This window comes from Actinoplanes hulinensis, assembly GCF_019429605.1.
Taxonomy (GTDB): domain Bacteria; phylum Actinomycetota; class Actinomycetes; order Mycobacteriales; family Micromonosporaceae; genus Actinoplanes; species Actinoplanes campanulatus.
This window is the reverse complement of the sequence record NZ_JAHXZI010000005.1, coordinates 25,163-51,719: the sequence shown is the minus strand read 5'-3', so window position 1 is coordinate 51,719 and position 26,557 is coordinate 25,163. Positions and strand designations below refer to the sequence as shown.

Here is a 26,557-nt window from a genome sequence, read left to right as displayed (position 1 = left end):
GGCACTGGAACGTCCAAGATCGCGACCGGCAGGCCGGACCACCCCATCACCCCGCAACCTTGGACGATTCGCCACCGCGAGAGGTAGTAGAACGTCCAAGATCGCGGCCGGCGGCGGGCGCGCTCCACCATCCCCGCAAACCTGGACGTTTGGCCGCCTTCAGACGGGGTGGTGGGATGGCCAGGCGGCACGGATCAGTGGGGTGACCGTGTCTGCGAGCCGGGCCGCCTCAGCGGGGCTGAGGGAAGGGTCGGCGCGGCGCACCGCGATCGCGTCGCCGAGGGCGGAAAGCGCGCCGTCGCCGATCCGGGCGAGGAAGCCGGTGAGGAACTCGGCGGCCGCGGCGGCATGCGGGTGGGTTCGGTCGGCGGCGACCTGGGCCATGATGATCGCGGTCAGGCAGACGTCGACGGCGGCCGGGCCTTCGGCGGCGTTGTGCCAGTCGATGACGACCGGGCCGCGCGAGGTGAGCATGACGTTCTCGGGATGAAGGTCGCGGTGCAGGATGCGGTCGCCGGGCGCGGAGCTCAGGCGGGCGGGCAGCTCGTGCAGGCGATGATGCAGGCCGACGAGGATGTCGGCGCCTTCCGCCACGGTGAGCGTCCCGGCCGCGAAGGCGCCGGACATGGTGGGGCCGTCCAGCCGTTCCATGATCATGTCAGGGCCGTCCACCGAGTGCACCCGCGGCACCGGGAATCCGCGCCCGGCCAGGTATTCCATCACCGCGGCCTCGCCCGAAGCGTCATCCCCGCGACGGTACCGGCGCAGGACCCGGTGCTCATCGAGGGCGTAGATGTCGGCCTCCCGGCCGGATCCAAGAAGATCCATGCCCCGGGACGGTAACCGCCCCCGGCAAACCCCGGGACCGGCGATGCTGCCAGCACCGGTCCGCGAAAGCATCAGGTAGACACGCCCGGCCGGTGAAAGAGGCGGAAAACCGAACGCCCAGCCGGCGAAGAGGCCGGGGAAAACGGAACGCCCAGCCAGCGAACAGGCAGGAAACCGAACGCCCAGCCAGCGAACAGGCCGGGAAACGGAACGCCCGGCCGGTGGAGGCCGGCCGGGCGTGACGTGACGTGCAGGGGTCAGTGCAGGACGACGGGAGGGACGTTCTCGTCGTCGAGCAGGTGGGACTCCTCGTGCTTGCGGGGCAGGAACAGCGCCGGGACGATGGTGAGCACCGTCAGCACGAAACCGACCATGAACGTGTTGGCGAACGCGTCGGCCGCGAACTGGAGGCCGCGTTCGATCAGGGTCGGGTCGGGGATGGTCGCGGCGATCGACGGGTCGGACTGGGCGGCCATCGCGAGGCCCGCCTCGGTGACCGGGGCGCCGGTCTCCGGGTTGGTGACGCCGGGGATGGCGGGCGAGCCGTTCAGCTCGCTGGTGAGGATCACCGACATGACGGCGGATCCGACCGAGCCGGCGATCTGCTGGAGGATGTTCAGCAGGGTGGAGCCGCGGGCCACGTCGTGGTTGGTCAGGGTGCGCAGCGCCGAGGTCATGATCGGCATCATGGTGCCGCCCATGCCGAGGCCCATCACGAACAGCGAGCCGCACAGAAGCAGGTACGACGTGTCCGTCCCGACCTGGGTGAAGGTGTAGAACCCGCCCGCGATCAGGAGCAGCGCGAACGGCACGGTCCGCCCGACCGGGATCTTGTCGGCGAGGATGCCGGCGATCGGCATGGTCACCATGGCGCCGATGCCCTGCGGGGCCATGAGCAGGCCGGCGTGCAGCGTCGACTCGCCCCGGATCTGCAGGAAGTAGCTGGGGAAGAGCAGCCCGGCGCCCATGAAGGCGACGGTGAAGACGGCCAGCGTGATCGACGCGACGGTGAGGTTGCGGTTGCGCAGCAGCCGCAGGTCGAGCAGCGGGTGCACCGGCTTGAACGAGTAGAAGATGAAGCCGATCACCAGCGCGGCGCCGACCAGCATCGGGATCCACACCTTGTTCGCCGTGAGGGTCTGCTCCTCGGGCAGGGAGGACACGCCGTAGAGGAAGAGGGCGAGGCCGGGTGACAGCATCAGCATGCCGATGAAGTCGAACGACTCGGACGGCTCGGGGCGGTCCGCCGGCAGCACGACCTGCGCGTAGATCAGCGCGCCCAGACCGATCGGCAGGTTGATCAGGAAGATCCAGTGCCAGCTGTAGGAGTCGATCAGCCAGCCGCCGAGGATCGGGCCGCCGATCGGGCCGAGCAGCATCGGGATGCCGAGGACGGCCATCAGCCGGCCGATCCGCTCGGGGCCGGCCGCCCGCGTCATGATCGTCATGCCGAGCGGCATGAGCATGCCGCCGCCGAGACCCTGGAGCACGCGGTAGGCGATGAGCTGGCCGATGCTGTCGGCGGTGGCGCAGAGGACGGAGCCGATGGTGAAGAGCAGAAGGGCGGACATGTAGAGCCGCTTGGTGCCGAACCGGTCAGCGGCCCAGCCGGTGAGCGGGATGACCGTGGCCAGGGCCAGCGTGTACGCCGTCATGGTCCACGCCACTTCGGCGTAGGTGGCGTTGAACTCCTTCTGGAAGGTGGGCAGCGCGACGCTGACCACGGTCACGTCGAGGATCGACATGATGGCGCCGAGGACCACTACCCCGGCGATCTTGAGGACGGCACCGTCGAGTTTCGCCGGCGCCGCCGCGGATTGACTGCTCACAACATCTCCACAGGTTGGGCGGCATTCCGGAGCGTAGCGGCGGGGTACGACAGGGTTCTCAGGTTTCGTCGCGCTCGCCGATATCCGGTTGCCCGGATCGGCGCACCCATGCCGAGGTGAGTATTCCCAGGCCATTGGCGGTCCAATGGAGCACGATGGGGGCCAGAAGTCCGCCGCTGAGCAGCCGGAGAAAGCTGAGAACGACGCCCGCCAGGGTGGTGAACGCCACTTCCCGGGTGTCCGGAAGATGCCAGAGCCCGAAGAGCACCGAGGTCACGGCCACCGCCCAGGCCGGTCCGTGGGCCTGGGCGACCAGCGTGAACAGCACGCCGCGGAACGCCACCTCCTCGAAGATCACCGTGCTCAGCGGGACGCCGAGGAGGGCGCTGCGGACCGGGTGCGGGAAGTACGGTTCGGCCAGCGCCCGGCGCGCGGCCGGGATCGAGAGGGCCACCCCGTAGCCGGCCGCCACGAGCAGGGCCGCGCTCACCGCGTACCCCCGACCGGCAGCGAGGGTGAGACCCGCCTCGGCGGGAGTGAGCCCGGAGAGAAGGACCAGCGTGGCCGCGGCGAGCGGCCCGGTGAAGGGCTGGGCCCGCGCCGGACCGCGGCGGTTCCACACGCGGACCGCCGCCATGAACGCCAGCACCAGGACGATGATCGCTTCACATTAATCGCTCGACATCCCTGGCGGATCTTCCGTACCGTGACGCCATCACCGCGATCGGGAAGGAGACACGGCCATGCGCTACCGCACCGCCGTCGTCATCCCCGTGTCGCGTTTCGAGCTGATTCTCGTGTCTGGTGCGGCCGGCCCCGGCTGCGCCACCGGGGCTGGTTGCCGCCTGTAAACGGCGCGGTCCGCCTTCCGATCAGACTCGAAAGACCGATTCATCATGCATGTCCGTAATATTGGCATCCTTGCGCACGTCGACGCCGGCAAGACCACGCTCACCGAGCGGATCCTCTTCGCGACCGGCATGACCCACCGCACCGGCGAGGTGCACGACGGCGACACCGTCACCGACTTCGATCCACAGGAGCGCGACCGTGGCATCACCATCTTCGCGGCGGCGGTCAGCTGCGACTGGGCCGGCCACCGGCTCAACCTGATCGACACGCCGGGGCACGTCGACTTCGCCGACGAGGTGGAGCGGTCGCTGCGGGTGCTGGACGGCGCGATCGCCGTCTTCGACGGCGTCGCCGGAGTGGAGCCGCAGAGCGAGAGCGTCTGGCGGACCGCCGACCGGTACGGCGTACCCCGGATCGCCTTCGTCAACAAGCTGGACCGCCCCGGGGCCGACCTGGACGCGGCCGTGGCCTCGATCCGCGACCGGCTGGAGGTCACGCCGCTGGTGGTGCAGCTGCCGATCGGCCGGGAGGGCGACTTCGCCGGCGTGATCGACCTGGTCAACGATCCACCGGCCTCCGCGGGAGCAGCGAGGCAGAAGCTGGAGGAGGCGGTCGCCGAACTGCATCCCGAGGCGCTGGATCACCTCGACAACATGTCGGATACAACACTGAAGAAGGCGATACGCGATCTCAGCGTCACCCAACGCGCGGTAGTCGTGCTCTGCGGCTCGGCCTACCGGGACAAGGGTGTGGAACCGTTGCTCGACGCGGTGGTCGACTACCTGCCGGCGCCCGCCGGCGACCCGGCGAAGGACCTGGTCGCGCTGGTCTTCAAGCGGCGGGAACGGCTCACCTACCTGCGCGTCTACGACGGCACGATCACGAAGGGGGACACCGTGTGGGACGCGGGCGCCGGGCGTACCGAACGGATCGCCCGCATCCTGCGGGTGCAGGCCGACCGGCACACCGACATCGACCGTGCGGTGGCCGGCGACATCGTGGCGGTGGCCGGGGTGAAGGCGGCCCGGACCGGTACGACGCTGTCCAGCCGGCAGCGGCCGGTGCTGCTGGAGGCGCCGCGCACGGCTGAGCCGCTGGTGTCGGTGGCGGTCGAGGCGCGTACCCGGGCGGGCGCGCTGAAGCTGCCGGCGGCGCTGGCCGCGCTTGCCGGCGAGGATCCGTCGCTGACCGTGCGCACCGACCCGGAGACCGGGCAGACCCTGCTGTCCGGTCTCGGTGAGCTGCATCTGGAGGTGGCCGTGGAGAAGGTGCGGCAGACCACCGGCCTGGAGCTGACCGTGGGCCGGCCGCGCGTCTCCTACCGGGAGGCGGTGACCGGCGGCGTCACCGGCATGCTCTACCGGCACGTCAAACAGGACGGTGGCGCGGGCCAGTTCGCGCACGTCGTCCTGGACGTGACGCCGGAACCGGGCACGGGTTTCGTGTTCGCCTCCACGGTGACCGGTGGGCGGGTGCCGGCCGAGTACATCCGGGCGGTCGAGGCGGGCTGCCGGGAGGCGCTCGGCGACGGTCCGCTCGGCGGCCATCCGGTGGTCGGGCTGCGGGTGACGCTCACCGACGGGCAGACGCATCCGAAGGACTCGTCGGAGATGGCGTTCCGCGCGGCCGGCCGGTTCGGCCTGCGCTCGGCGCTGCGCGCCTGCACGCTGACGCTGCTCGAGCCGGTCGCGGAGGTCACCGTGAGCGCGCCCTCGGACGCGCTCGGCGCGGTGCTCGGCGATCTTGCCGCGCGCCGCGCTCAGGTGACCGATTCGACGGTACGGACGGTGACCGCGACGGTTCCGCTGTCCGAGCTGTTCGGGTACGCGACCCGGCTGCGCAGCCGCACGCACGGCCGCGGCACGTTCACCAGCCGTCCGGCCGGCTACCGTCCGGCGGCATAGCGAACGGTCGGCGCCACGATGATCTCATCCGCACGGGGGGATGTCGTGGCGCCGCCCTCCGACCAGGCTCTCGTCATGGCACGAGATGCGGAGCAGACGGTCGGCCGTCCCAATCGGCTGGCCGTGCTGCTGTCGATGGCGATGTTCGTCCTGGTCGTGGACACCTCACTGATGAACGTCTCGATCTCGGCGGTGGTCCGGGACCTGGACACCACGGCGAGCCGGGTGCAGTCGGCCATCGCACTGGAGGCGCTGGTGTCGGCCGCCTTCATCCTGATCGGTGGCAAGGTCGGCGACCTGATCGGCCGCAAACGGGCCTACGTGCTGGGCCTGCTCGGCTACGCGGTCGGCGCGGTGGCGATGACCGTCTCGCAGAGCCTGGCCCCGATCGTGATCTGCTGGGCGCTGATCGGCGGCATCGGCGCGTCCCTGCTGCTGCCGGCCATGCAGTCGCTCATCCACGGCAACTTCGAGGGCAAGGCACAGACCAAGGTGTACGCCATGGTCGGCGCCGCGGCCGCGATCGCCGCCGCGGTGGGGCCGCTGATCGGCGGTTTCATCACCACGTTCCTGTCCTGGCGGGTCGGGTTCGCGCTGGAGGGCGTGATCATCGCGGTGGTGCTGTCCGGCATCGGCCTGATCCGCAACGTCGAGTATGCCGGGCCACGGCACATCGACCTGGTCGGCGCGGTGCTGTCGGTCGTCGGCATGGGTGGTGTGGTGCTCGGCATCCTGGTCTGGCAGGAGGGCGGCGACCGGGTCTTCGCGCTGATCGGCCTCGGCGTGGTGGCGCTGGCGGGTCTCGCCTACTGGCTGGTGCGGCGCAAGCGGGCGAACCGGCCCGCGCTGCTGGACCCGGGCCTGTTCGGCTCCCACCTGTTCCGGGCCGGGATCACCGGGCAGCTGCTCCAGCAGATCACGCTGGGCGGCATCATGATCGCGCTGCCGATCTACCTCCAGATGGTTCTCGAGTACAACGCGCTGGAGGCCGGCCTGTCGCTGGCGCCGCTGTCGCTGACCATGTTCGGGGTCGCGCTGCTGGCCGGGCGCCGGGCCGGGAAACGCCGCCCGGCGGCCATCATCCGGACCGGGTTCCTGCTGCTCAGCCTCGGCACGGCGGTGCTCATCCCGCTGGTCCCGCGAGCCGGTTTCGGCTGGCAGCTGCTGATCCCGCTGGCGGTCGCCGGCGCCGGGCTCGGCCTGCTGGTGTCGCAGCTCAACAACTACACGCTGTCGCCCGTCGAGGACGAGCGGGTCAGCGAGGCGGCCGCGGTCAACTCGGCGGGCGGTTCGTTCGGCCTGTCGTTCGGGCTCGCCTTCGCCGGCGCGATCATGCTGGCCACGCTCAGCCTGTCGTTCACCACGCTGGCCGACCGCAGCACCGTGCTCGACCCGGGCGAGAAGCAGGAGGTCGCCCAGGCCCTGGAGCAGAACGCCGAGGTGATGACGAACGAGCACCTGGACACCCTGCTGGCGGGCAGATCGCCGGAGGTGCACGACGAGATCATCCGGATCAACACCGAGGCCCGGCCGGTCGCGCTCCAGACCGCGCTGATCATCCCGCTGCTGGCCGCGCTGCTCGGGCTGCTCAACGCGTTCCGGATGACCCGCCTGCCCGACCCGCGGCCGTCCAGCGGCGACAGCAACCTGCTCGGCTGATGCCGGAGGTGGTCGCAGGCCCCGGAGTCGAACCGGGCGGTCCTCCCTTATGAGGGGTGGCTGGGCGCCACGCCCGCCTGCGGTTGGCGCATGATCATGCGCGATTCGTCACCCGCCCAACACAATGAGCTGCCATCATGCCCGCATGCGTTCAACGGTGGCGGCAGTGCACGAACTCGTGACCCGGCTGGAGCCGGTCGACAACCTGGAAGGTGAACACCGCGGACACGTGCTCGGATGGCTGCGCCGCACCGACGACGTCTACCGGCGGGTCAAGCCGGCCGAGCCGGCGAAACACCTGGTGTCCTACGTGGTGCCGGTCGATCCGGCGGACGGCAGCGTCCTGCTCGTCGAGCACCGCAACGCCGGGCTGTGGCTGCCGCCCGGCGGGCACGTCGAGGTGGACGAGGAGCCGTACGACACCGCGGTCCGCGAACTCGAGGAGGAGCTCGAGGTGGTGGCGAAACCGTGGGCCGAGCCGCTCTTCCTGACCGTCACCGAGACGGTCGGCCTGGACTCCGGCCACATCGACGTGAGCCTGTGGTACGTCGCCGAGCTGCACCGCGGCCAGGAGCTGCGCCCGGACGCCGGCGAGTTCCACCAGGCCCGCTGGTGGACCCCGGTGGAGATCGCCGCGGCCGACCCGGCCCACTTCGACCCGCATCTGGGCCGCTTCCTGAGCAAACTGCCTACCTCAGTACGCGGTAGGTGAGATGGGTGACGCCGGTTCCCTCGATCACGTCGGGGCCGGCGAGGCGGATCGGCCCCACCTCCTGCTCGCGGAAGAAGCTGACACCCGCGCCGAGCAGCACCGGCACCAGCGACACGACGAGCTCGTCGAGCAGGCCGGCGTCCAGGTACTGCTGGGTGAGCGCCGGGGTGGAGACCGAGACGGTCCGCTCCCCGGCCGTGTCCTGTGCCGCTTCCAGGGCGGTGATGGCGTCGGGGTGGAAGCTGGTCTCCGAGTCCGGCCGGGGCCAGCCGCCGGGCACGGTGTGGCTGACCACGAAGACCGGGCAGCCGGCCGGGTGCCGCCCGCCCCAGCCGTCGGTGCGGTCGAAGAGCCGCCGCCCGCAGATCAGCGCGCCGGTGCCGGTCAGGGTGTGGCGCAGGAAGCCGGCGCTCGCCTGGGAGACGTGGAAGACCCGGCGTGGGTCGGCGCTCGGCACCTCGACGTCGCCGTTCTGGTGCCAGCCGAACAGCTCACCGACGCCGTCGTTCTCATCCGCGACGAACCCGTCCAGTGACATGGACAGGGCAGCGACGACCTTGCCCATGGCAGGCCTCCTTCTGCGCATCCCTTCTCGCAGGTTTCTACCCCGCCGGCGGTTCACGCAAGGCGTTCACGCGGCGATTCCCTAACGAAGGCGGAGACGGAGGGAGTCGAACCCCCACAAGGCGTCAAACCTCCAACCGCTTTCGAGGCGGCGGCCGGCACCCATCGGCTGGCGTCTCCCTGTCGAACAGTCGGGTCGGCGGGATTCGAACCCGCGACATCTCGCTCCCAAAGCGAGCGCGCTGGCCAGGCTGCGCCACGACCCGTTGACCAATTGCGCGGAGGGCGGGAGATTCGAACTCCCGACAGGGGTTGTCACCCCTGTTGCGGATTAGCAATCCGCCGCCTTGGGCCACTCGGCCAGCCCTCCATCGTGGATCCTCCATGATCCTTCGCGTACCCGGAGAGGGATTCGAACCCCCATCCTCCGCGCTCTGAACGCGGCGCCTCTTCCAGTTGGGCTACCCGGGCCTGCGTGTCCCCGGAGAGATTCGAACTCCCGACACCCGGATCCGTAATCCGGTGCTCTCTCCGCTGAGCTACGGGGACCTGTCATTCGCTGTGGAATTGTCAAGGGAAACGAAAAGCCGCCCGGTTCCGATGATCGGAAGGGCGGCGCGAAGATCGCTAGCAGGCTGCTAGCCGCGCCACCGCCCCAGCGGTCGGCTCAGGGGAAGCATCTGCATGACGGACATCGCTTCCCCTCCTCTTCCTGATCCGACTCGCTCGGTCGGTGCTGAAACCAAGGTAGGCAATGGCACGGGGACCCGTCCAACGAATTAATCGAGGAAACTGGACGGTATGGGTTACCGGATCCTTGCCGAGGTCACGATGGCCGTGCACTTCCTGTTCATCGCGTTCGTGGTGCTCGGCGGTTTCCTGGCCTGGCGCTGGCCGAAGGTGGTCTGGTTGCACCTGCTGGCGGCCGGGTGGGGCCTGTGCATCGTGCTGTTCGGGCTGAACTGCCCGCTCACCTACGTGGAGGACCGGGCCCGGGAGCGGACCGGCGAGGCCGGGCTGAGCCGCGGATTCATCGACACGTACCTGACCGGGGTGATCTATCCGGAGCGCTACCTGAACGAGGTTCGCCTGCTGATCGCCGCCGTGGTGGTCTTCTCCTACGCGGTCGCCGTGCGCCGCTGGCGGCTCAGGCGGGGATGATCGTCTCGACGGTCCGCAGGACCCGCTCCGGGGCGGGCGGGTCGCCGGTCCGGTCGGCGAAGAGCAGATGTCCGGTGCCGATCAGCACGGACCCGAGGGTCGCGGTGTCGGCGCCGGCCGCCACCCGGCCGCGGGCCCGCTCGTCCTCCAGGTAGTCGCCGATCATCACGGCCGCGTCGGTGAGCACCGGGACGCCGGCCGGCCAGGTCTCGCGGAGCCGGGCGCGCAGCCCGTCGCGGAAGGTGACCAGCGCGACGATGGCGACCGCGACCGATCCGAAGAGCGACGTCAGGGCCGCGGCCACGTTGCCGGTGACGGTCCCGGTGCCGGCGGCGTCGCGCAGGCCGAGGACCTCGGTGTCCATGCGGTTGGCGCGATCCAGCACGTACTCCGCGAGGAAGGCGTCGAAGTCGGCGAAGTGGCGGTGCAGCACGCCCTTGGCACAGCCGGCACCCTCGGTGACGGCACGACTGGTCAGCGCCTCGGGGCCGGATCGCAGCAGGATCCGGTCGGCGGCGTCGAAGAGTTGTTCCCGCACGTCGCGCAGGGCCACACCGGTCGGCACGAGCCGAATCTACACGAGCCGAATCTGTCGGGTGGGCAACCGCCCACTAGAGTGGGCGCATGCCCACTAAAAAGGAGATCGCCGAATCGTTCGGGCTGGACGCCGACCGGTACGACCGCGCCCGCCCCCGCTACCCGCAGGCCATGGTCGAGAGGATCGCCGCTTCCGGCCGCGACCTGCTCGACGTCGGCATCGGCACCGGGATCGCTGCCCGCCAGTTCCGCGACGCCGGCTGCCGGGTCCTCGGCGTCGAGCCCGACCCGCGGATGGCCGAAACGGCACGCCGGCACGGCTTCGGTGTCGAGGAGACCCGTTTCGAGGACTGGGAGCCCGGCGGCCGTACCTTCGACGTGGTCGTCGCCGCTCAGGCCTGGCACTGGGTGGACCCGGCCGCCGGCGCGGCGAAGGCCGCCGGGATCCTGCGCCCCGGCGGCCGGATCGCGCTGTTCTGGAACACCTGGCAGCCCGGCCCCGAGCTGGCCGCCGCGTTCGGCGACGTCTACCGGCGGGTCGCCCCGAGCCTGCCGTTCAACCCGTGGGCGATGGCCGACCCGTACGCGACGGTGGGCGACCGGACCGCCGACGGCTTGACGGGAAACAAGACCTTCACCGAGCCCGAGCAGTGGCGGTACGGGTGGGAGCACGAATACACCCGCACCGACTGGCTCGATCTGGTGCCCACCGCCGGCGGCCACCAACTGCTGCCACCGGCCGAGCTGGCGGCCCTGCTCGACGGGCTGCGCGAGGTGACCCCGGCACGGTTCGCCATGCCGTACACGACGGTGGTGGTCACGGCAACGGCAGCGTAGGCCCGGAGCTGCCGGCCGGGTATTCGCGCAGCGGCACTTTCCCGGCCCGCCACGCCTCCGTGACGGGCTCGACGATGCGCCAGCACTGTTCGGCGGTGTCGGCCCGCACCGACAGGGTCGGGTCGTCCTCGAAGACGCCGCGCAGCACCTCCCCGTACGGTGGAAGGTCGCCCCCGCCCAAATCGGCCTCCAGGGTGACCGGATCGAGTACGAACGGGTCAGCCGGCCCGTTGATGTTGAAATCGACGGCCAGCCGGTCCGGACCGAAGCCGATGCGCAACCGGTCCGGCTGGTCGCAGCCGCGCAGCCCGTCCGGAACCCGGGGCGGCTTCTTGAAGGTGATCACCGCTTCCTTGCGGCTGTGCCCGATCGCCTTGCCCGAGCGCAGCCGGAACGGCACCCCGGCCCACCGCCAGGTGTCCACCGCGACGATCAGCTCGGCGAGGGTCTCGGTGCCGCGGCCCGGGTCGACGCCGGGCTCGTCGGCATAGGACGGAAGCTGCCTCCCACCCAGTTCACCGGCGGTGTAGCGGGCGCGCAGACTGCACTCGGCGGGCTCGTCGCTCCACGGCCGGGTGGCGCGCAGAACGTCGGCCTTGCGGTCCCGGAACTCGGCGGCCTCCAGGGTGAACGGCGCCTCCATGGTGAGCAGGCCGAGGATCTGGAGCAGGTGGCTCTGGATCATGTCGGCCAGCGCGCCGGCGTGGTCGTAGTAGCCGGCCCGGTTCTCCAGGCCCAGGTCCTCGTCGAACACGATCTCCACCGACTCCACGTGGGTGTTGCCGAGCAGCGGCTCGAAGATCCGGTTGGCGAACCGCAGGCCCAGGATGTTGAGCACCGTCGACTTGCCGAGGAAGTGGTCGACCCGGTGCACCCGCTTCTCCGGGACCAGCCGGGTGAGCAGCGCGTTCAGCTCGGTGGCGGCGGCGCTGCCGGTGCCGAACGGCTTCTCCAGCACGAGCCGGGTGCCCTCCGGCAGATCCACGTCGAGCAGCGCCTGACAGGCCTTGGCGGTCACCGCGGGCGGCAGGGCGAAGAAGATCGCCACCGAGCCGCGCGCCTCCCCGAGCAGTCGCCGCAGGTCGTCGGCCTGTGTGACGTCGGTCCGCAGATAGCGGGCGCGGTCGGCGACGTCGGAGGCGGCCGCGGCGGTGTCGGTGACCGGGGTCGCCTCACCGGCCGATCGGGCGGCGGCCGCGGCGCCGTGCGCGCCGAAGGAGTCGTGGACCCGCTCGCGCCACCGTGTGTCGTCCCAGTCGTCGATGGCGGCGCCGATCAGGGTGAGGCCGGGCACGTGCCCGGCGGTGAGCAGCGCGCCGAGGCCGGGCAGCAGCAGCCGGCCGGTCAGGTCACCGGTCGCGCCCAGGATGATCAGGGTCTGATCCGTCATGGGCGCTGGATACCCCCGGACCCCGGCCGGTACTCGGCCGCGGGCTCGTGTCATCCCCCGGCCCGGGGTCGTTTCATACAGGTGATCACCACAACCGCCCCGATCGAGCGCGACCGCGCCCACTACCTGTACCTGGCGGTCATCGTGGCCGCCCTGCTCGGCGTCGCCGTCGGCCTGCTCGCCCCGGAGACCGCGGTCGAGCTGAAGCCGATCGGCACCGGGTTCGTCGACCTGATCCGGATGATGATCGCGCCGGTCATCCTCTGCACGATCGTCCTCGGGGTCGGCTCGATCCGGCAGGCGGCCCGGGTCGGCAGGGTCGGCGGCCTGGCCCTCGCCTACTTCCTCACCATGTCGACGGTGGCGCTGGCGATCGGCCTGGTGGTCGGCAACCTGATCCACCCGGGCTCCGGGATCAGCCTGGACGAGACGGTCGCCGCGGCCGGGCAGAGGGCGGCCGGTGCGGAGAGCGCCGAGAGCACCGCCGACTTCCTGCTCGGGATCATCCCGGACAGCCTGCTCACCCCGCTGGCCACCGGCAACGTGCTCCAGACCCTGTTGGTGGCGCTCCTGGCCGGGTTCGCCCTCCAGTCGCTGGGTGAGCGGTCCGAGCCGGTGCTGCGCGCCGTCGGGCTGTTCCAGCGGCTGGTCTTCCGGATCCTGGCGATGCTGATGTGGCTGGCCCCGTTCGGCGCGTTCGGCGCGATCGCGGCGGTGGTCGGCGCCACCGGTGTGGACGCCCTGATCAGCCTCGCGCAGATCATGCTGGGCTTCTACGTCACCTGCGCGATCTTCGTCCTCGGGGTGCTCGGCACGGTCCTCTGGCTGGTCGCCCGGATCAACATCTTCCGCCTGCTGCGCTACCTGGGCCGGGAGTTCCTGCTGATCGTGTCGACGTCGTCCTCGGAGTCGGCGCTGCCGCGGCTGATCGCCAAGATGGAGCACGTGGGGGTGAGCCGGCCGGTGGTGGGCATCGCGGTGCCGGCCGGGTACTCGTTCAATCTGGACGGCACGGCCATCTACCTGACGATGGCGTCGCTGTTCGTAGCGCAGGCGATGGGTGACCCGCTGTCGGTGCCCGAGCAGATCTCGCTGCTCGTCTTCATGATCATCGCGTCGAAGGGTGCGGCCGGGGTGACCGGGGCGGGCCTGGCCACGCTGGCCGGCGGCCTCCAGAGCCACCGCCCCGACCTGGTCGACGGTGTCGGCCTGATCGTCGGCATCGACCGGTTCATGTCCGAGGCGCGGGCGCTGACCAACTTCGCCGGCAACGCGGTCGCCACCGTGCTGATCGGCGTCTGGACCAGGGAGTTCGACCGCGACCGGGCAAAGCTGGTGCTCTCCGGCGGAGACCCGTTCGACGAGGCTGAGCTGGCTGGCTCCGCTTCGCTCCGCGGCAAAACGCCTTGTAACCGGTGACGAGACAGGCGATTCCCCGCCGCCCGCAAACCCCACGGGCGGCGTTTTGCGGGACGTTGAGTGCGCCGCCGTTCCGGTGACAGTGCTCGTTCACAGATACCAGGGGTGTGTCAGCGGCGTGTGCGGGCCGTGCCAGCGGGCACCGGCAACCTTCTCGGCATGACCGAAGATCTGGTGGTGCGCGCCGAGGGGCTGCGCAAGCGATTCGGGAGCACGCAGGCGCTCGACGGGGTCGACCTGTCGATGCGCCGCGGCACCGTGCTGGGAGTGCTCGGGCCCAACGGCGCCGGCAAGACGACCGCGGTACGGGTGCTCGCCACCCTGCTCCGCCCGGACGAGGGCCGCGCCTTCGTGGCCGGGATCGACGTGCTCAAGAACCCGCGGCAGGTGCGCCGCAAAATCGGCCTGACCGGCCAGTACGCCTCCGTCGACGAGGACCTCACCGGCGTACAGAATCTGGTGTTGATCGGGCGTCTCCTCGATCTGAGCGGGAGGGACGCGCGGCGCCGGGCCGACGAGCTGCTGGAGTGGTTCGATCTGAGCGAGGCCGCGCGGCGGCCGGCGAAGACCTACTCAGGCGGCATGCGCCGTCGCCTGGACCTGGCGGCCAGCCTGGTCGGGCAGCCTGAGGTGATCTTCCTGGACGAGCCGACGACCGGCCTCGACCCGGCCAAGCGCGAGGACATGTGGGGTGTGGTCCGCACCCAGGTCGCCAGCGGCGCGAGTGTGCTGCTGACCACGCAGTACCTGGAGGAGGCGGACGCGCTCGCCGACGAGATCGTGGTGGTGAACCACGGCAAGGTGATCGCCCACGACACCCCGGACGGCCTGAAGCGCAAGGTCGGCGGCCAGACGCTGCGGGTACGCCCGGCCGACCCGGCCCGGCTGCCGGACGTGCTGCGGCTGCTCGACCTGGTGGCCGCACCGGGCACCACGGCGAGTCTCGACGAGGCCGCCGGCTCCCGTCCCGGCGCGGCGTCCGTGCCGGTGACCAGTGACGAGGCACTGGACAAGCTGATCCCGGCGCTGCGTGCCGATCGCGTCGAGGTGACCGAGCTGGCACTGCATCTGCCCAGCCTGGACGAGGTGTTCCACGCCCTGACCGGGCGTGTCCGGACGGAGGAACTGGTATGACCGCGATCGCCATGCACAGCGCGGCCCTGGCCAAGCGCAGTCTCATCAAGACGATGCGGACACCGGAGGCGCTGATCGACGTCACGATCCAGCCGGTGATCTTCCTGCTGCTGTTCACCTACCTGTTCGGCGGCGCCATCGCGGACGGCGACCGGCACGCGTACCTCCAGTTCCTGTTACCCGGAATGCTGGCGCAGTCGCTGGCCATGGGCGGGGTGGCGCTCGGCCAGAACCTGAACGCGGACATCGAGAAGGGCGTCTTCGACCGGTTCCGGTCGCTGCCGATCTCCCGGGCCGCGCCGCTGATCGGTGCGGTGTCCGCCGACGTGATCCGCTATCTGTCGGTGTGCGTGAGCCTGCTGGTCTTCGGCACGATCATGGGGTTCCGGGTGGAGACCGGGATCCTGCCGGCGCTGGGCGCGGTGGCGCTGTCGATCGGCTTCGGGCTCTGCTTCTGCTGGATCTCGGTCTGGGTCGGCATGATGGTCCGGACCTCGGGCGCGGTGCAGGGCATCATGTTCCTGCTGGTGCTGCCGCTGACGTTCGGCTCCAACGTGTTCGTGTCGACCGAGACACTGCCCGGCTGGTTGCAGGCGTTCGTGGCGGTCAACCCGATCACCCCGCTGGTCGAGGCGATCCGGGGGTTGCTCGTCGGCGGGCCGGTCGCCGGGCCGCTGACCACCACGCTGCTGTGGATGGGCGGGCTGCTGGTGGTGTTCGTGCCGCTGGCGCTGCGCGCCTACTCACGCAGGGCCTGAGGGGAGCGCAGGGCCTGGTGAACGCCGCGCGGGGTCGACCAGACTCCGCGCGGCTTCCGCGTCCAGGGTCCAGCCGACGGCGTACGCCTCCCCGAACCCGTCGTCCCCCAGCGCCGCCCGGGCCTCCGTGGCCACCTTCGCCACGTTGAGGTCGGTGTGGTCGTGGGCGCCCCGCAGCCGGGCCGACGCGCCCAGCAGCACCGCCGCGTCCCGGTGCCGTCCGTGCAGCCCGGCCAGCCCGGCGGCGGCGACCGCCACCAGCGCGAGGATCGGCATGTCGTGGGTCTCCAGGGCGGCCGGGTAGGCGACCAGCAGCGCCTTCTCCGCCGTACCCGGGTCGCCGCGGCGCAGCGCCACCGACGCCCGGACCGCGCCGACGATGGCGGTGCCGTGGTCGCCGCCCATCATCGGCATCTCCTCGGCGTCCACCCCCAGCCCGTCGGCGGCCCGGTTGATCAGTTCCTCGCCGCGGTCCAGCTCGCCCTGCCAGATCAGCATCCCGGCCTCGAGCGCGTCGACCAGCAGCCCGATCTCCCGGTTCCCGGACCGCTCGGCACGCTGCCGGGCGGTCGCCAGCGCGGCCGTCGCCTCGGCCGGGTCACCGCGGCGCATGTGCAGGTCGGCCCAGCGCAGGTCGATGAAGATCTCGTCGTTGACGTCCAGCGAGCCGAACTCGGCCGCGAACGCCCGAGCCGCCCGCAGATCGGTGAGCGCCCCGTCCAGATCGCCGTCGAACTGGCGGATCAGGGCACGCAGCGGCAGCACCGACGCCTGACCCCACCGGTCGCCGATCTCCCGGAACGCGTCGAGGGCCGCCCCGGCGTTCACCGCGAGCCCGCGCGTGTCGCCGTCGTTCTCGGCGACCTGGGCCCGGTACATGTGGGCCAGCGCCGCCTTCCACCGGTCCGGCCCGGTGATGAGCTGCTCGATCCGGCGGTCCGCGAGCTCCTTCTCCCCGGCGAAGTAGAGGGCCATGGTGGCGATGACACCGGCCGGGCCGGGCAGCTCCGGATGGGTGCCGAGCCGCTGTGCGACGGTCCGCAGACGCTTCTGGCGCCGCGCGGCGGTCTCCCCGACCGGGGACGGTTCGGTGCCGCCCCGGTTGATGGCCATCACCGCCTCCGCGCAGTCGGCCAGCACCGGGTCGGTGTCGCCGGGCACGGCGAGCGCCTCGGCCAGCCAGTACGCGGCGTCGGCGTGCCGGCCCATCATGTGCCAGTACCAGCACAGGTCCAGTGCGAGCGCGAGCGCCGCCGGGGCGTCCCCGGTGTCACAGAGGTGACGCAGGGCGGCGAGGGCGTTGTCGTACTCCGCACGCAGCACCCGGATCGCGGCCATCTGTTCGGCGGTGCGCAGCAGCGGGTCGTGGTGGGCGACCAGCGCGGCCAGGTGCGCGGCCGCCCGGGCCCGGACCTCGCCGAGGACACCCTGCTCGGCGAGACGTTCCAGGCCGTACTCGCGGATCGTCTCCAGCATCCGGTAGCGGCCGCCCGGCGCCAGCTGGAGCAGCGACCGGTCGACCAGACAGGCCAGCAGATCGGCGGTGACGGCGCCGGACCCGCTGACCGCGGCGGCCGAGGCCACCGTGACCCCGCCGGGCAGCACCGCGACGTGCTCGGCCATGGCCCGTTCGGCGTCGTCGAGCAGATCCCAGCTCCAGGCGATCACCGCGCGCAGCGTGCGGTGCCGCGGCTGGGCGGTACGGCTACCCGTGGTGAGCAGCCGGAACCGGTCGGAGAGCCCGTCCGACAGCTCGGCCAGCCCGAGGGTACGCAGCCGGGCCGCGGCCAGTTCGAGGGCGAGCGGCAACCCGTCCAGCCCGCGCACGATCCGGACGATGTCACCCACCGTGCCGTCACCGACCGTGAACCCGGGCCGCACCGCACCGGCCCGCTCCGCGAACAACCGGACCGCCGGGGCCCCGGCCGCCTGCACCGCGCGGGCGCCCGGTTCGGGCAGGCCGAGCGGCCCCAACGGCACCAGCGACTCGCCGTCCACCGCGAGCGGCTCCCGGCTCGTCGCCAGCACCCGCAGCCGCGGGCAGCACACCAGCAGCCGCGACAGCAGATGCGCGACCGCGTCGACCAGGTGCTCACAGTTGTCGACGAGCAGTAGGATCTCCCGCCCGCTGAGCCGCTCGGCGAGCACGTCCAGATCGTCGCGGCCGTCCGGGCGTGCCCGGTTGGCGGTCTCGAACAGCGCCGAGCCGCGCAGCCCCGCCGCGGCCACCACGGCCGCGCCGACCTTCGCCGGTTCGGTCACCGACGCCAGGTCGACCAGCCAGGTCCCGTCCCGGTAGTGGTCGCCGTAGCGCCGGGCCGCCTCCAGCGCCAGCCGGGTCTTGCCCGCGCCACCCGGCCCGAGCACGGTGACCAGCCGCCCGCGCGTCAGCAGCGCATCGATCCGGGCCAGGTCGTCCTCCCGCCCGATGAAGCTGGTCAGCGGCGCGGGCAGATTGCCCTCACTCACCCTTCGCGGTGGTCCGGCTTCAGGAACAACACTTCGCGGGGGTACGACCGGAGCACCGCGCAACAACCGCAGATGCCGCTCCCGCAGCGCCGCGCCCGGGTCGGCCCCGAGCTGGTCGGCGAGCCGTTCCCGGATCCGCTCGTAGACGGCGAGCGCCTCACCCTGCCGCCCCTGACCGGCGAGCGCGTCGATGAGCAGCCCGGCCAGCCGTTCGTTGAGCGGATGCTCGGCCAGCAGCCCGGTCAGCCGGTCCGCGGCCCGGTCCAGCTCGCCCAGCGCCACCTCGGCCTCGGCCAGGTCGGCGCCCGCCTCGACGATCACCCGCCCGAGCCGGACGGCCTGGGCCGGCGCCACCTCCCCCAGTTCCGCCGCGATCGGTCCGCGCACCAGCGCGACCGCCTCCCGCAGCAGGCCGGCCGCCGCCCGCGGCTGGTCACCGCGCAGCCACTCCCGCCCGTCCGCCACCAGCCGCTCGAACCGGCCGGCATCCACGTCCTCGGCCTCGACCGCCAGCCGGTAGCCGCCCTCGGCCTGGGTGACGGTGTCCCCGCCGCCGAGCAGCCGCCGCAGTCTTGAGATCAGCGATTGCAGGGCGTTGGCCGGATCCCCGGGCTGCTCCTCGGGCCACACCGCGCCGGCGAGCGCCCCGGCCGGGACCGGGCGCCCACCGGCCACCGCGAGCCGCACGAGCAGCCCCCGCAGCCGGGCGCCGGGCACCGTCACATCGACGTCCCCCCGGCACACCCGAAGCTCCCCGAGCAGCCCGACCCGCAGCCGGTCCCCGTTCCCACTCACGCCCCCGATCCTCCCCCGGCCACGCCGCCACCCCAAATTCAGCGGACCAGCCGGGCCTCGGGGTCAGTTCTCGTCGGCGTAGGACTCGACCTTGGCGGTGTCGCCGGCGACGATCAGGACGGCGTTCTCCGGGACGACGGTCTCGGGGCGGGCGTACACGAAATCCTCGCCGGGGCGTTTGGTGCCGACCACCGTGACCCCCCACCTGGTGCGGAGGGCGAGGTCGGCGAGGGTGCGCCCGGCGGCGCCGCGCGGGGCGCGGACCTTGGCGATGGCGAAGCCGTCGTCGAACTCGATGTAGTCGAGCATCCGGCCGGTGAGCAGATGGGCGACTCGTTCGCCCATGTCCGACTCGGGGAAGACGACGTGGTCGGCGCCGACCGACGACAGGATCTTGCCGTGTTTGACGCTGGTGGCCTTGGCCCAGATCTCCGGCACGCCGATCTCGGCGAGGGTGAGCACGGTGAGGACGCTGGTCTCCAGGTTGGTGCCGATGCCGACGACGGCTCGCTCGAACTCGTGCACGCCGAGCTGGCGCAGCGCGTCCTCGTCGGTGGAGTCGGCCTCGGCGACCTGGATGAGCCGGTCCGACCAGTCCTGGACGATGCGCGCGTCGCTGTCGATGCCGAGCACCTCGTAGCCCAGTTCCAGCAACGATTCCGCGACCGCGCCACCGAACCGGCCGAGGCCGATCACCGCGACGTGGCCGCCCTTGGGCAGTTTCTCGTCAGCCAACGAGGGGTCTCTCCTCCGGGTAGCGGTAGAGCCGGCGGCGGGTGTTGAGGGCGATCGCGGTGCCGACCGCGATGGTGCCGACCCGACCGCAGAACATCAGGACGACCAGGACGATCTGGGCGGAGGGCGGCAGGCTCGCGGTGATGCCGGTGCTCAGCCCGACCGTCGCGAACGCCGACGTCACCTCGAACAGCGCCCGGTCGAACGGAATGCCTTCGGTGAGCGCGTCCAGCACGACCGTACCGGTGGCGACCAGCGCGACGCCCAGCAGGGCAACGGTGACGGCCTGCCGCTGGGAGTCCTCGGCGATCCGCCGTTTGCGGATCACCACGTCCGGCTCGCCGCGGATCTCCGCCCAGATCACGTACGCCAGCAGCAGGAACGTCGTGAGCTTGATGCCGCCGGCGGTGCTCGCGCTGCCGCCGCCGATGAACATCAGGCCGTTGGTGACCGCGATCGTCTCACTGTTCAGCTTCCCCATGTCGACGCTGTTGAAGCCGCCGGAGCGGGTCATCACGTCCTGGGTGAACGCGGCCAGCATCTTGCCCGGGACGCTCAACGGCCCGAGTGTGCCCGGATTGCGCCATTCGAAGATCAGAAAGACCAGGAAGCCGACGATCGTGAAGAGCAGGCTTCCGGTCACCGTCAGCCAGGTGTGGGTCGTCCAACACCCGGGGGTACGCCACTCGCGCGCGAGTTCGAACAGGACCGGAAAGCCGATCGAACCCGCCAGCACACCGAGCGCCAGGGTGACGCAGATCCACGGGTCGGTCACGAACCCGACGAGACTGTCGGAGTAGAGGGCGAACCCGGCGTTGTTGAACGCCTGCACGGCGTGGAACACGGCTTCCCACAGCGCCCGGCCGAACGTGTAGTCGTACCCGAGCCAGAAACGCAGGGTGAGCACGACGGTGATGGCGCTCTCCGCGATGAGCATGACCATCGCCACCCGGCGCAGCAGGGCGACCATGTTCGCGCCGGTCAGGCCGGCGCTCTCGGCCTGCGCGAGCAGGCGGCCGCGCACGCCGAGCCGGCGCGTGACGAGGATGCTGAGCAGGGTGGCCAGGGTCATGATCCCGAAGCCGCCGATCTGCGACAGCACGGTCAGCAGCACCTGACCGAAGGTGGACCAGTAGGTCGGGGTGTCGACGACGGACAGGCCGGTGACGCAGACCGCGGAGGCCGCGGTGAACAGTGCGGTGACGAACGGCGCATGCCCGGGCTCGGCGCGCGCGGCCGGCAGCATCATCAGCGCGGTGCCGGCGACGATCAGGGCCAGGAACGCGAACGGCACGATGCGGGCCGGACGCCGCCAGGGTGATTGCACCAAAGGTTCATATCACCGGCACGTGCCCCGCGCTGGACGAGGGTTGCCGCCCCTTCTTGATCGACTGGTCTCACTCCCCCGGGGCAGCCCGGGTTGTGGCCACGACGATACGATGCGAGGGCAACGGGGGCCGGGAGTGCGACGGTCGACACGTTGCGGCCGGTAACCGGAATTCACAAACGCCGGTTATCCTCCTCCGCCGGGGAGGGCAACATGAAACTTGTACGGGGGATTCTGGCCGGCGGTCTGCTGGCCGCGTTGGGAGCGGGCCTGGCAGCCTGCGGCCCGATCGGTGTCCCGGGGACACAACTGGTCGAGCCCGAGGGCGGCGGACTGTCCGGTTTGAACGGACACGTGGTGTTGACCACTCAGCCGGGCGTCGCGCAGGGCGAGACCCGGGTCCGGTTCAGCCGTGAGCCACTGCCGGACGACCGGCCTCTTCCGCCCGGCATCGTCCCGGTCGGCGACATGATCGATGTCACGTTCGACAGCGGCAACCTGACCAAGGCCCGGGTCACCCTCGACTACGGCGACCTGCCCGCCGGGGTGCGGCCGGAGATGCTCAACGTCTTCGCCTGGTCGGCCGAGCTGGGCGGCTGGTTCCCGCTGACCGCCACCGCCAACGACGCGGTCGAGCGCGCGGTCAGCGGCGACACGGTGCTGTTCGACGGTTTCGTGCTGGGCACCTGGCAGGTCACCTCGGACGCCACCGGCGACACCATCCGGACCGGCTCGGGCGCGGTGCTGCCGGTCAAGCCCGGCACCGTCGGAACCTTCTGGGGTTACGCGCGAGCCGGCGCCGCCGCGTCGCTGGAGGAGACCCTCAAGCACCTGACCGGCGCCCCGCAGGCCCTCTCCTGCGAGCCCAAGGCGGCGAACGCCACTGTCCGTAACGTGTCGGTCCCGGCCGGCCGGGTCGACGCCTGTGTGATCTCCGGGACCGGATCCCAGCAGATCAGGGTCCGCAACCGGTTCCCCTTCCCGATGGTGCTGGACCTGCCGGACGACGGCTCGGTCCGCCCGGTGCCGACGTCCGAGGCCGGCTCCCTCGACGGGGTGCGGGACACGATCCTGACGTACCTGGACGGTTCGGTCGCGGTGGGCGGCGGCCAGGTCGTCACCCTGGAGCTGACGCCCGGGCGCAGGGACCCGGTGATCCTGTCCGGGCGGCTGGACTGGTCGGTGATCGCTCTCGACTCCGGTCTGCGCCACCTGGACCTGCTGCTGCCCAACAGCCGGGCGCTGCGTGGCAGCACCGCCGAGGCGCTGCTCCAGGCACACCAGGAGTTCGGTGCGGCGGCCCGGAACGCGCTGGCCGAGGGGCAGGAGGGCGACCCGGCGGTCCGCTCGCTGCTCCAGGCGACCGGGCTGTCCGACGCCGGGCGCAGTGTCGCCGACGTGTTCCGGTTCAGCTCCTGCGTACTGGAGCGCAGCCGTACCGTCGCCGGGTCGGACCAGGACGTGCTCGCCGCACTGAAGACGGCCGGTCCGGCGATCACGCTGGTCACCGGCGACTGCCTGCGGGAGATCTACGACCGGTACCAGCCGGTCGGCGCCCGCTCCTACATCGCCGTCCTGGACACGCTGAAGGCGACCACGTCGGTGGTCCGCAAGGCGGTGCCGAAGGCGGACCGGGTGCGCGGCACCGGACTCGTCACCGTGACGATCGACCCGAACTGAGACACCCCTTTCCGTTTCGCCCCGGACCTGCCCATACGGGCCGGCCCGGGGCGATTCGCATAGTTGTTGCAGAAATCCTGCAAACGGATATCTCTTCCCATCCATCCAGGCCTATGTTTTTCTAGGGCCGGGAGCGCTCCCCTCATCCCCCGAGATCCGTCGATCGGGCGCCGGTCGACGGGTCGGTGATATCTGAGAAGGAGCACCACAATGCATCGCCGAATTCATCGGTTCATACAGGGCGCCATCCCCCTCGCCCTCGTCGGCGCAGTGCTGGCCGCACCCCAGCCGGCCTCCGCCGCGATCACCGACCTGGTCGGGTGGGCCACTCAGAACGGCGGCACCACCGGCGGCGGCAGTGCCGCCACCACCACCGTGACCAGCGCGTCCGCCCTCACCACGGCGGTCGGGTCGACGTCTGCCGCGGTCATCCGGGTGTCCGGGACCATCTCCTGCTCCGGCATGCTGCGGGTCCGGTCCAACAAGACGATCATCGGAAACGCCGGTGCCGCGATCGTCGGTTGCGGGCTCAACATCAACGGCGACCGGAACGTGATCATTCGCAATCTGACGTTCCGGAACTGGAACGACGACGCGATCAACGTGCAGGAATCGGCCACCAACATCTGGGTGGATCACAATAGTTTCAGCAATGGATACGACGGCGCCGTGGACATCAAACGCGGTTCCGATTTCATCACCGTCTCGTGGAACCGGGTGTTCTCCCACGACAAATCCATGCTGCTCGGGCACAGCGACAGCAACGCGAGCCAGGACGTCGGCCATCTGCGGGTGACCTACCACCACAACTGGTTCGACGCGTCGACCCAGCGGCATCCGCGGGTGCGATTCGGCAACCCTGTGCACGTCTACAACAACTACTACAACAACAATTCCGGGTACGGCGTCGCGTCCACCGAGGGCGCCGGCGTCCTGGTAGAGGCCAACTCGTTCGAGAACGTCGACGACCCCTTCCACCTGGGTGAAGGCTCCTCCGACGCCGGAACCCTGGTGGCCCGCAACAACCTGCTGGTCAACTCGGGCAGCGGCCAGACCGGCGGTTCGGTCGCGTCGATCCCCTACTCCTACACCGCGGACGCGGCCGCCAACGTGAAGTCCATCGTGACCGCCAACGCGGGCGCCGGCCGCATCAGCGTCTGACACTCCACACGCGACACCCGTGCCGCCGCTCCCCGCGGCGGCACGGCCCGGAGCCCCGGCGGTCAAGGCCGCTCACGGTTGGCGAGGCCCGCGGAGCCTCTTTCCCGGTTGTCGCCTGGCGTCGATGTCAAGTCGCCTGTTCGCGTGTTTCCCCGCCTTCGCCGCGAGATCCGGCCGGTCACCGCCGGCCGCTCGATCCACCCGCGAGCGTCGTAGATCTTGAACCAAGATCGCCGGCGAGTCGGGGTGAGCGGCCATTGTGGGGATGGGCGCTCACGAAGAGCCCCGCGTGCGCGCGTGCCGACCATAGTGAACAAGTCGGCGGGCACGGACCCGCAATGGTGAGACCTCACCCCGCCTCGAGAACTGTCGGGCGACGGCTACTGCGGGCGGCGTCACCGCGGCGAACGGGGCAAGCCGGACGCTCACAGTAAGCGGGCGGAGCCCCGGAAAGTTGGCTGAGGGACCGCGGGGACAGACAGCCGGCCGGGGCGGGCTAGGGCTCGGATGTCGCGGGGGGCCAGGGGAGGTTCTCCCACAGCTCCGGGTGGCGGGTGAGGTGCAGCAGGCGCTCGGCGAGGCGGCGGTCGGCGGGAGTGTTCACCGCGCCGCCCCACAGCGGGGTGCAGCTCAGGCCGTCCGCGGCGGCCACCACCAGGGTGAGGACGCTCTCCGGGAGGCCGTCCGCGGCCAGGGCGGCGTCGATGCGCTCGGCGTCGGCGCGGGCCACCTCGGCGACCGCGGGCAGGGACATCAGCTGGGTGATCAGGGCGAGCGAGACGCGCACCTCGTCGTCGGCCACCGGAATCAGGACGGCCCGGATGTAGGCGCGGGTGAGCCGTCCGGGGGCGGTGTCGGCCGGGTCCAGCTCGGCGTCCATGGCGGCCTGGAAGGTGGCCAGCTCGGTGCGGACCAGCTCCATGATCAGCTCGTCCTTGCTGGCGAAGTGGTAGATCAGGCCGCCTTTCGAGACCCCGGCGTAACGGGCGATCTCGTCGAGGGAGGCGTGGATGCCGCGCGCCCCGATCGCCGCGGCCGCCGCTTTCAGCAGCGCCCGTCGCGTCTCCTCCGGTGACCGGCCCGCCGTACGTCCCACGCTCGCCACCGTACCCATCCGTCATCGTGCCGCGGCGTCTGGCCCACACCGCGACGCAGCCGCGAATCATCAAGCGCACGGGGTCGACGCGGAAGGAACGCCCACACCACGACGCAGCCGCCAAGCCTCAAGCGCACGGGGTCGACGCGGAAGGAACGCCCACACCACGACGCCGCCGGCGGGCGTCAAGCGCGCCGGGCGGGGGTGGAGGGGATCAGGCGCCAGGCCAGGAACGCGGCGGCCAGGGTGAAGACGGCGGCCACCAGGGAGGTGATCCGCATGCCGGCGATGAAGGCGTCCCGGGCGCCGTCGGCCGCCGGGGACGTCGGGTCGAGCACGTGCAGGGCCGAGGCCAGCGAATCGCGGATCGCCGCGGCGTCCCCGGCGGGCAGGCCGGCGGGGATCTCCACGCCCGCACGGTAGACCAGGGTGGCGAGCGATCCGAGGACCGCGATGCCGAGGACGACGCCGAGTTCGATGGCGGCCTCGGTGATCGCCGACACCGATCCGGCCTTGTGCGGCGGCGCGGCCGAGACGATCGCGTCGCCGGTCAGCGTCATCGCCAGGCCGATGCCCAGTCCGATCGGGACAAGGGCAAGACCCAACCAGAGGTACGGTCCCCGCGCGGCCGCCGCGACCAGAGCGAGTCCGGCCGCGGCCATCGCCAGGCCGAGCGCGATGGCCCGCCCCCGGCCGAGCCGTGCCGCGGCGACGCCGACGACCCCGACGACGGCGATCGACGCGATGGTCGCCGGCAGTTCGGCGAGCCCGGCCTCCAGTGGGCTGTGCTCCCGGGCGAGCTGGAGGTACTGGGAGAAGAAGAACAGCAGCCCGGTCAGCGCGAAGATCGCGATCATGTTGGCGGCGACCGCACCGGAGAAGGTCGGGCTGCGGAACAGTTCGACGTCGAGCATCGGCTGGTCGAGGCGCCGCTGACGCCGGACGAACAGGACACCCGCGGTGACGCCGGCCAGCACGCACGCCACGGTCACCGGGTCCGGGCCGTGCCCGGCGGCGTGCTTGATCGCGTAGACGACCGGGACGATCGCGGCCATCGACAGCGCCGCCGAGGGCACGTCGAAACGGCCGGGCCGCGGGTCGCGGGACTCCGGGAGCAGCAGCCATCCGGAGACCAGGACCAGGATCATCACCGGTACGTTGATCAGGAATACCGAACCCCACCAGAGGTGCTCCAGCAGCAGTCCGCCGACCAGCGGGCCGATCGCCGAGCCGGCGCCGAACGCGGTGGACCAGATCGCGATGGCCCGGGCCCGTTCGGTGTCGTCCGGGAAGATGTTGCGGATCAGCGACAGCGTCGCCGGCATCAGCGTCGCCCCGGCCACACCGAGCAGCAGCCGGGCCGCGATCAGCTGTTCCGCGCTGGTGGCGAACGCGGCCAGCAGCGACACCAGCCCGAACCCGGCCGAGCCGAGCAGCAGGATCCGCTTGCGGCCGAACCGGTCGGCCAGGTTGCCCATCAGCACGAGCAGTCCGGCGAGCGCCAGCGAGTAGACGTCACCGATCCAGAGGATCTGCTCGGCGGTGGGCGAGAGGTCCGCGCTGAGGGCCGGCACGGCGAGGGCCAGGACCGTGTTGTCGATGGCCAGCAGCAGGACGGCCGCCGCCAGGACGGCCAGGGCCGCCCACCGTCGCCGCGCGGGCAGCGGCGTGCCCACCGCGTTCGTGGAGAGGAGCATTCCGAAACTGTAC

Annotated in this window: 21 protein-coding genes and 5 tRNA genes; 10 read left to right on the top strand and 16 right to left on the bottom strand. The window is 71.3% G+C overall.

All coding sequences use genetic code 11. The features are described from left to right. Positions 1-159 precede the first annotated feature (159 nt). The 3 genes from KZ829_RS10820 to KZ829_RS10810 all read right to left on the bottom strand — a co-directional run bounded on the left by KZ829_RS10820 (position 160) and on the right by KZ829_RS10810 (position 3,306). Positions 160-828, bottom strand: coding sequence for a phosphotransferase (locus KZ829_RS10820; RefSeq protein WP_220143715.1), 669 nt, complete (start codon positions 826-828; stop codon positions 160-162). A gap of 257 nt (positions 829-1,085) precedes the next feature. Continuing rightward, positions 1,086-2,657, bottom strand: coding sequence for a DHA2 family efflux MFS transporter permease subunit (locus tag KZ829_RS10815; RefSeq protein ID WP_220143714.1), 1,572 nt, complete (start codon positions 2,655-2,657; stop codon positions 1,086-1,088). Between the two features lie 58 nt (positions 2,658-2,715). Further along, entirely contained in the window at positions 2,716-3,306 is a 591-nt protein-coding gene (locus KZ829_RS10810) for a CPBP family intramembrane glutamic endopeptidase (RefSeq protein ID WP_220143713.1), read from the bottom strand. Between the two features lie 247 nt (positions 3,307-3,553). Here KZ829_RS10810 and KZ829_RS10805 point away from each other — a divergent pair, with 247 nt between their 5' ends. From KZ829_RS10805 to KZ829_RS10795, 3 genes are all read left to right on the top strand, one after another. After that, positions 3,554-5,413, top strand: a complete 1,860-nt coding sequence (locus tag KZ829_RS10805; RefSeq protein WP_220143712.1) for an elongation factor G — start codon at positions 3,554-3,556, stop codon at positions 5,411-5,413. Between the two features lie 75 nt (positions 5,414-5,488). Further along, the gene (locus tag KZ829_RS10800) at positions 5,489-7,072 is read left to right on the top strand and encodes an MFS transporter (RefSeq protein WP_220143711.1); all 1,584 of its coding nucleotides are present in this window, start codon (positions 5,489-5,491) and stop codon (positions 7,070-7,072) included. Positions 7,073-7,217: 145 nt separating this feature from the next. Then, positions 7,218-7,784, top strand: coding sequence for an NUDIX domain-containing protein (locus KZ829_RS10795; protein WP_220143710.1), 567 nt, complete (start codon positions 7,218-7,220; stop codon positions 7,782-7,784). On the opposite strand, the gene KZ829_RS10790 is transcribed toward KZ829_RS10795, so the two are convergent. From KZ829_RS10790 to KZ829_RS10765, 6 genes are all read right to left on the bottom strand, one after another. Further along, on the bottom strand, positions 7,762-8,349 hold the full coding sequence (locus tag KZ829_RS10790) for a dihydrofolate reductase family protein (RefSeq protein ID WP_220143709.1): 588 nt from the start codon (positions 8,347-8,349) through the stop codon (positions 7,762-7,764). The two genes, KZ829_RS10795 and KZ829_RS10790, sit on opposite strands and share 23 nt — an antisense overlap. A gap of 91 nt (positions 8,350-8,440) precedes the next feature. After that, positions 8,441-8,528: transfer RNA gene (locus tag KZ829_RS10785), tRNA-Ser, on the bottom strand. Positions 8,529-8,539: 11 nt separating this feature from the next. Continuing rightward, a tRNA-Pro gene (locus KZ829_RS10780) sits at positions 8,540-8,614 on the bottom strand. 13 nt (positions 8,615-8,627) lie between these two features. Further along, a tRNA-Ser gene (locus tag KZ829_RS10775) sits at positions 8,628-8,718 on the bottom strand. A 27-nt stretch (positions 8,719-8,745) separates the two neighbouring features. Further along, positions 8,746-8,819 (bottom strand) — tRNA-Leu (locus KZ829_RS10770). A gap of 5 nt (positions 8,820-8,824) precedes the next feature. After that, positions 8,825-8,897: transfer RNA gene (locus tag KZ829_RS10765), tRNA-Arg, on the bottom strand. A gap of 252 nt (positions 8,898-9,149) precedes the next feature. Here KZ829_RS10765 and KZ829_RS10760 point away from each other — a divergent pair. Further along, positions 9,150-9,509, top strand: coding sequence for a DUF2784 domain-containing protein (locus KZ829_RS10760; protein WP_220143708.1), 360 nt, complete (start codon positions 9,150-9,152; stop codon positions 9,507-9,509). Here the strand turns inward: KZ829_RS10760 and KZ829_RS10755 are convergent. Beyond that, a complete protein-coding gene (locus tag KZ829_RS10755) occupies positions 9,496-10,074 on the bottom strand; it encodes a TetR/AcrR family transcriptional regulator (protein ID WP_220143707.1) in 579 nt (192 codons plus the stop codon). The two genes, KZ829_RS10760 and KZ829_RS10755, sit on opposite strands and share 14 nt — an antisense overlap. A 59-nt stretch (positions 10,075-10,133) precedes the next feature. Between KZ829_RS10755 and KZ829_RS10750 the strand changes: the two genes are divergently transcribed. Beyond that, positions 10,134-10,883: a class I SAM-dependent methyltransferase gene (locus KZ829_RS10750; RefSeq protein WP_220143706.1), complete on the top strand. Its 750-nt coding sequence runs from the start codon at positions 10,134-10,136 to the stop codon at positions 10,881-10,883. Here KZ829_RS10750 and KZ829_RS10745 read toward each other — a convergent pair. Further along, the gene (locus tag KZ829_RS10745; protein WP_220143705.1) at positions 10,864-12,273 is read right to left on the bottom strand and encodes a glucose-6-phosphate dehydrogenase; all 1,410 of its coding nucleotides are present in this window, start codon (positions 12,271-12,273) and stop codon (positions 10,864-10,866) included. The two genes, KZ829_RS10750 and KZ829_RS10745, sit on opposite strands and share 20 nt — an antisense overlap. An 81-nt stretch (positions 12,274-12,354) precedes the next feature. Here KZ829_RS10745 and KZ829_RS10740 point away from each other — a divergent pair, with 81 nt between their 5' ends. The 3 genes from KZ829_RS10740 to KZ829_RS10730 all read left to right on the top strand — a co-directional run bounded on the left by KZ829_RS10740 (position 12,355) and on the right by KZ829_RS10730 (position 15,584). Next, positions 12,355-13,692: a cation:dicarboxylate symporter family transporter gene (locus KZ829_RS10740; protein WP_220143704.1), complete on the top strand. Its 1,338-nt coding sequence runs from the start codon at positions 12,355-12,357 to the stop codon at positions 13,690-13,692. Between the two features lie 159 nt (positions 13,693-13,851). Then, positions 13,852-14,826, top strand: coding sequence for an ATP-binding cassette domain-containing protein (locus KZ829_RS10735; RefSeq protein WP_220143703.1), 975 nt, complete (start codon positions 13,852-13,854; stop codon positions 14,824-14,826). Beyond that, entirely contained in the window at positions 14,823-15,584 is a 762-nt protein-coding gene (locus tag KZ829_RS10730; protein WP_220143702.1) for an ABC transporter permease, read from the top strand. The genes KZ829_RS10735 and KZ829_RS10730 overlap by 4 nt, the downstream gene beginning before the upstream one ends. On the opposite strand, the gene KZ829_RS10725 is transcribed toward KZ829_RS10730, so the two are convergent. The 3 genes from KZ829_RS10725 to KZ829_RS10715 form a co-directional block, all read right to left on the bottom strand. Then, positions 15,570-18,848, bottom strand: a complete 3,279-nt coding sequence (locus KZ829_RS10725; RefSeq protein WP_308285425.1) for an AfsR/SARP family transcriptional regulator — start codon at positions 18,846-18,848, stop codon at positions 15,570-15,572. The genes KZ829_RS10730 and KZ829_RS10725 overlap by 15 nt on opposite strands. Positions 18,849-18,911: 63 nt before the next feature. Beyond that, positions 18,912-19,583 carry a potassium channel family protein gene (locus KZ829_RS10720; RefSeq protein WP_246635441.1) on the bottom strand — a complete coding sequence of 224 codons (672 nt, stop codon included), beginning with the start codon at positions 19,581-19,583 and terminating at the stop codon, positions 18,912-18,914. Continuing rightward, positions 19,576-20,910, bottom strand: a complete 1,335-nt coding sequence (locus KZ829_RS10715; RefSeq protein ID WP_220143701.1) for a TrkH family potassium uptake protein — start codon at positions 20,908-20,910, stop codon at positions 19,576-19,578. The genes KZ829_RS10720 and KZ829_RS10715 overlap by 8 nt, the downstream gene beginning before the upstream one ends. A gap of 213 nt (positions 20,911-21,123) precedes the next feature. Here KZ829_RS10715 and KZ829_RS10710 point away from each other — a divergent pair, with 213 nt between their 5' ends. Beyond that, positions 21,124-22,590: a hypothetical protein gene (locus tag KZ829_RS10710; RefSeq protein WP_220143700.1), complete on the top strand. Its 1,467-nt coding sequence runs from the start codon at positions 21,124-21,126 to the stop codon at positions 22,588-22,590. A gap of 210 nt (positions 22,591-22,800) precedes the next feature. Further along, a complete protein-coding gene (locus tag KZ829_RS10705; protein WP_220143699.1) occupies positions 22,801-23,751 on the top strand; it encodes a pectate lyase family protein in 951 nt (316 codons plus the stop codon). 496 nt (positions 23,752-24,247) lie between these two features. On the opposite strand, the gene KZ829_RS10700 is transcribed toward KZ829_RS10705, so the two are convergent. Together KZ829_RS10700 and KZ829_RS10695 are read right to left on the bottom strand one after the other, a co-directional pair. Next, on the bottom strand, positions 24,248-24,847 hold the full coding sequence (locus KZ829_RS10700) for a TetR/AcrR family transcriptional regulator (protein WP_220143698.1): 600 nt from the start codon (positions 24,845-24,847) through the stop codon (positions 24,248-24,250). Between the two features lie 185 nt (positions 24,848-25,032). Continuing rightward, on the bottom strand, positions 25,033-26,544 hold the full coding sequence (locus KZ829_RS10695; RefSeq protein ID WP_220143697.1) for an MFS transporter: 1,512 nt from the start codon (positions 26,542-26,544) through the stop codon (positions 25,033-25,035). Positions 26,545-26,557: the final 13 nt, after the last annotated feature.

Bases quoted from the DNA above. Each gene is read 5' to 3' on its own strand.
- KZ829_RS10800 (WP_220143711.1), top strand. From the start codon at position 5,489: ATGGCACGAGATGCGGAGCAGACGGTCGGCCGTCCCAATCGGCTGGCC.
- KZ829_RS10705 (WP_220143699.1), top strand. From the start codon at position 22,801: ATGCATCGCCGAATTCATCGGTTCATACAGGGCGCCATCCCCCTCGCC.
- KZ829_RS10735 (WP_220143703.1), top strand. From the start codon at position 13,852: ATGACCGAAGATCTGGTGGTGCGCGCCGAGGGGCTGCGCAAGCGATTC.
- KZ829_RS10750 (WP_220143706.1), top strand. From the start codon at position 10,134: ATGCCCACTAAAAAGGAGATCGCCGAATCGTTCGGGCTGGACGCCGAC.
- KZ829_RS10820 (WP_220143715.1), bottom strand. From the start codon at position 828: ATGGATCTTCTTGGATCCGGCCGGGAGGCCGACATCTACGCCCTCGAT.
- KZ829_RS10795 (WP_220143710.1), top strand. From the start codon at position 7,218: ATGCGTTCAACGGTGGCGGCAGTGCACGAACTCGTGACCCGGCTGGAG.
- KZ829_RS10710 (WP_220143700.1), top strand. From the start codon at position 21,124: ATGAAACTTGTACGGGGGATTCTGGCCGGCGGTCTGCTGGCCGCGTTG.
- KZ829_RS10730 (WP_220143702.1), top strand. From the start codon at position 14,823: ATGACCGCGATCGCCATGCACAGCGCGGCCCTGGCCAAGCGCAGTCTC.
- KZ829_RS10745 (WP_220143705.1), bottom strand. From the start codon at position 12,273: ATGACGGATCAGACCCTGATCATCCTGGGCGCGACCGGTGACCTGACC.
- KZ829_RS10805 (WP_220143712.1), top strand. From the start codon at position 3,554: ATGCATGTCCGTAATATTGGCATCCTTGCGCACGTCGACGCCGGCAAG.
- KZ829_RS10760 (WP_220143708.1), top strand. From the start codon at position 9,150: ATGGGTTACCGGATCCTTGCCGAGGTCACGATGGCCGTGCACTTCCTG.
- KZ829_RS10790 (WP_220143709.1), bottom strand. From the start codon at position 8,349: ATGGGCAAGGTCGTCGCTGCCCTGTCCATGTCACTGGACGGGTTCGTC.
- KZ829_RS10695 (WP_220143697.1), bottom strand. From the start codon at position 26,544: ATGCTCCTCTCCACGAACGCGGTGGGCACGCCGCTGCCCGCGCGGCGA.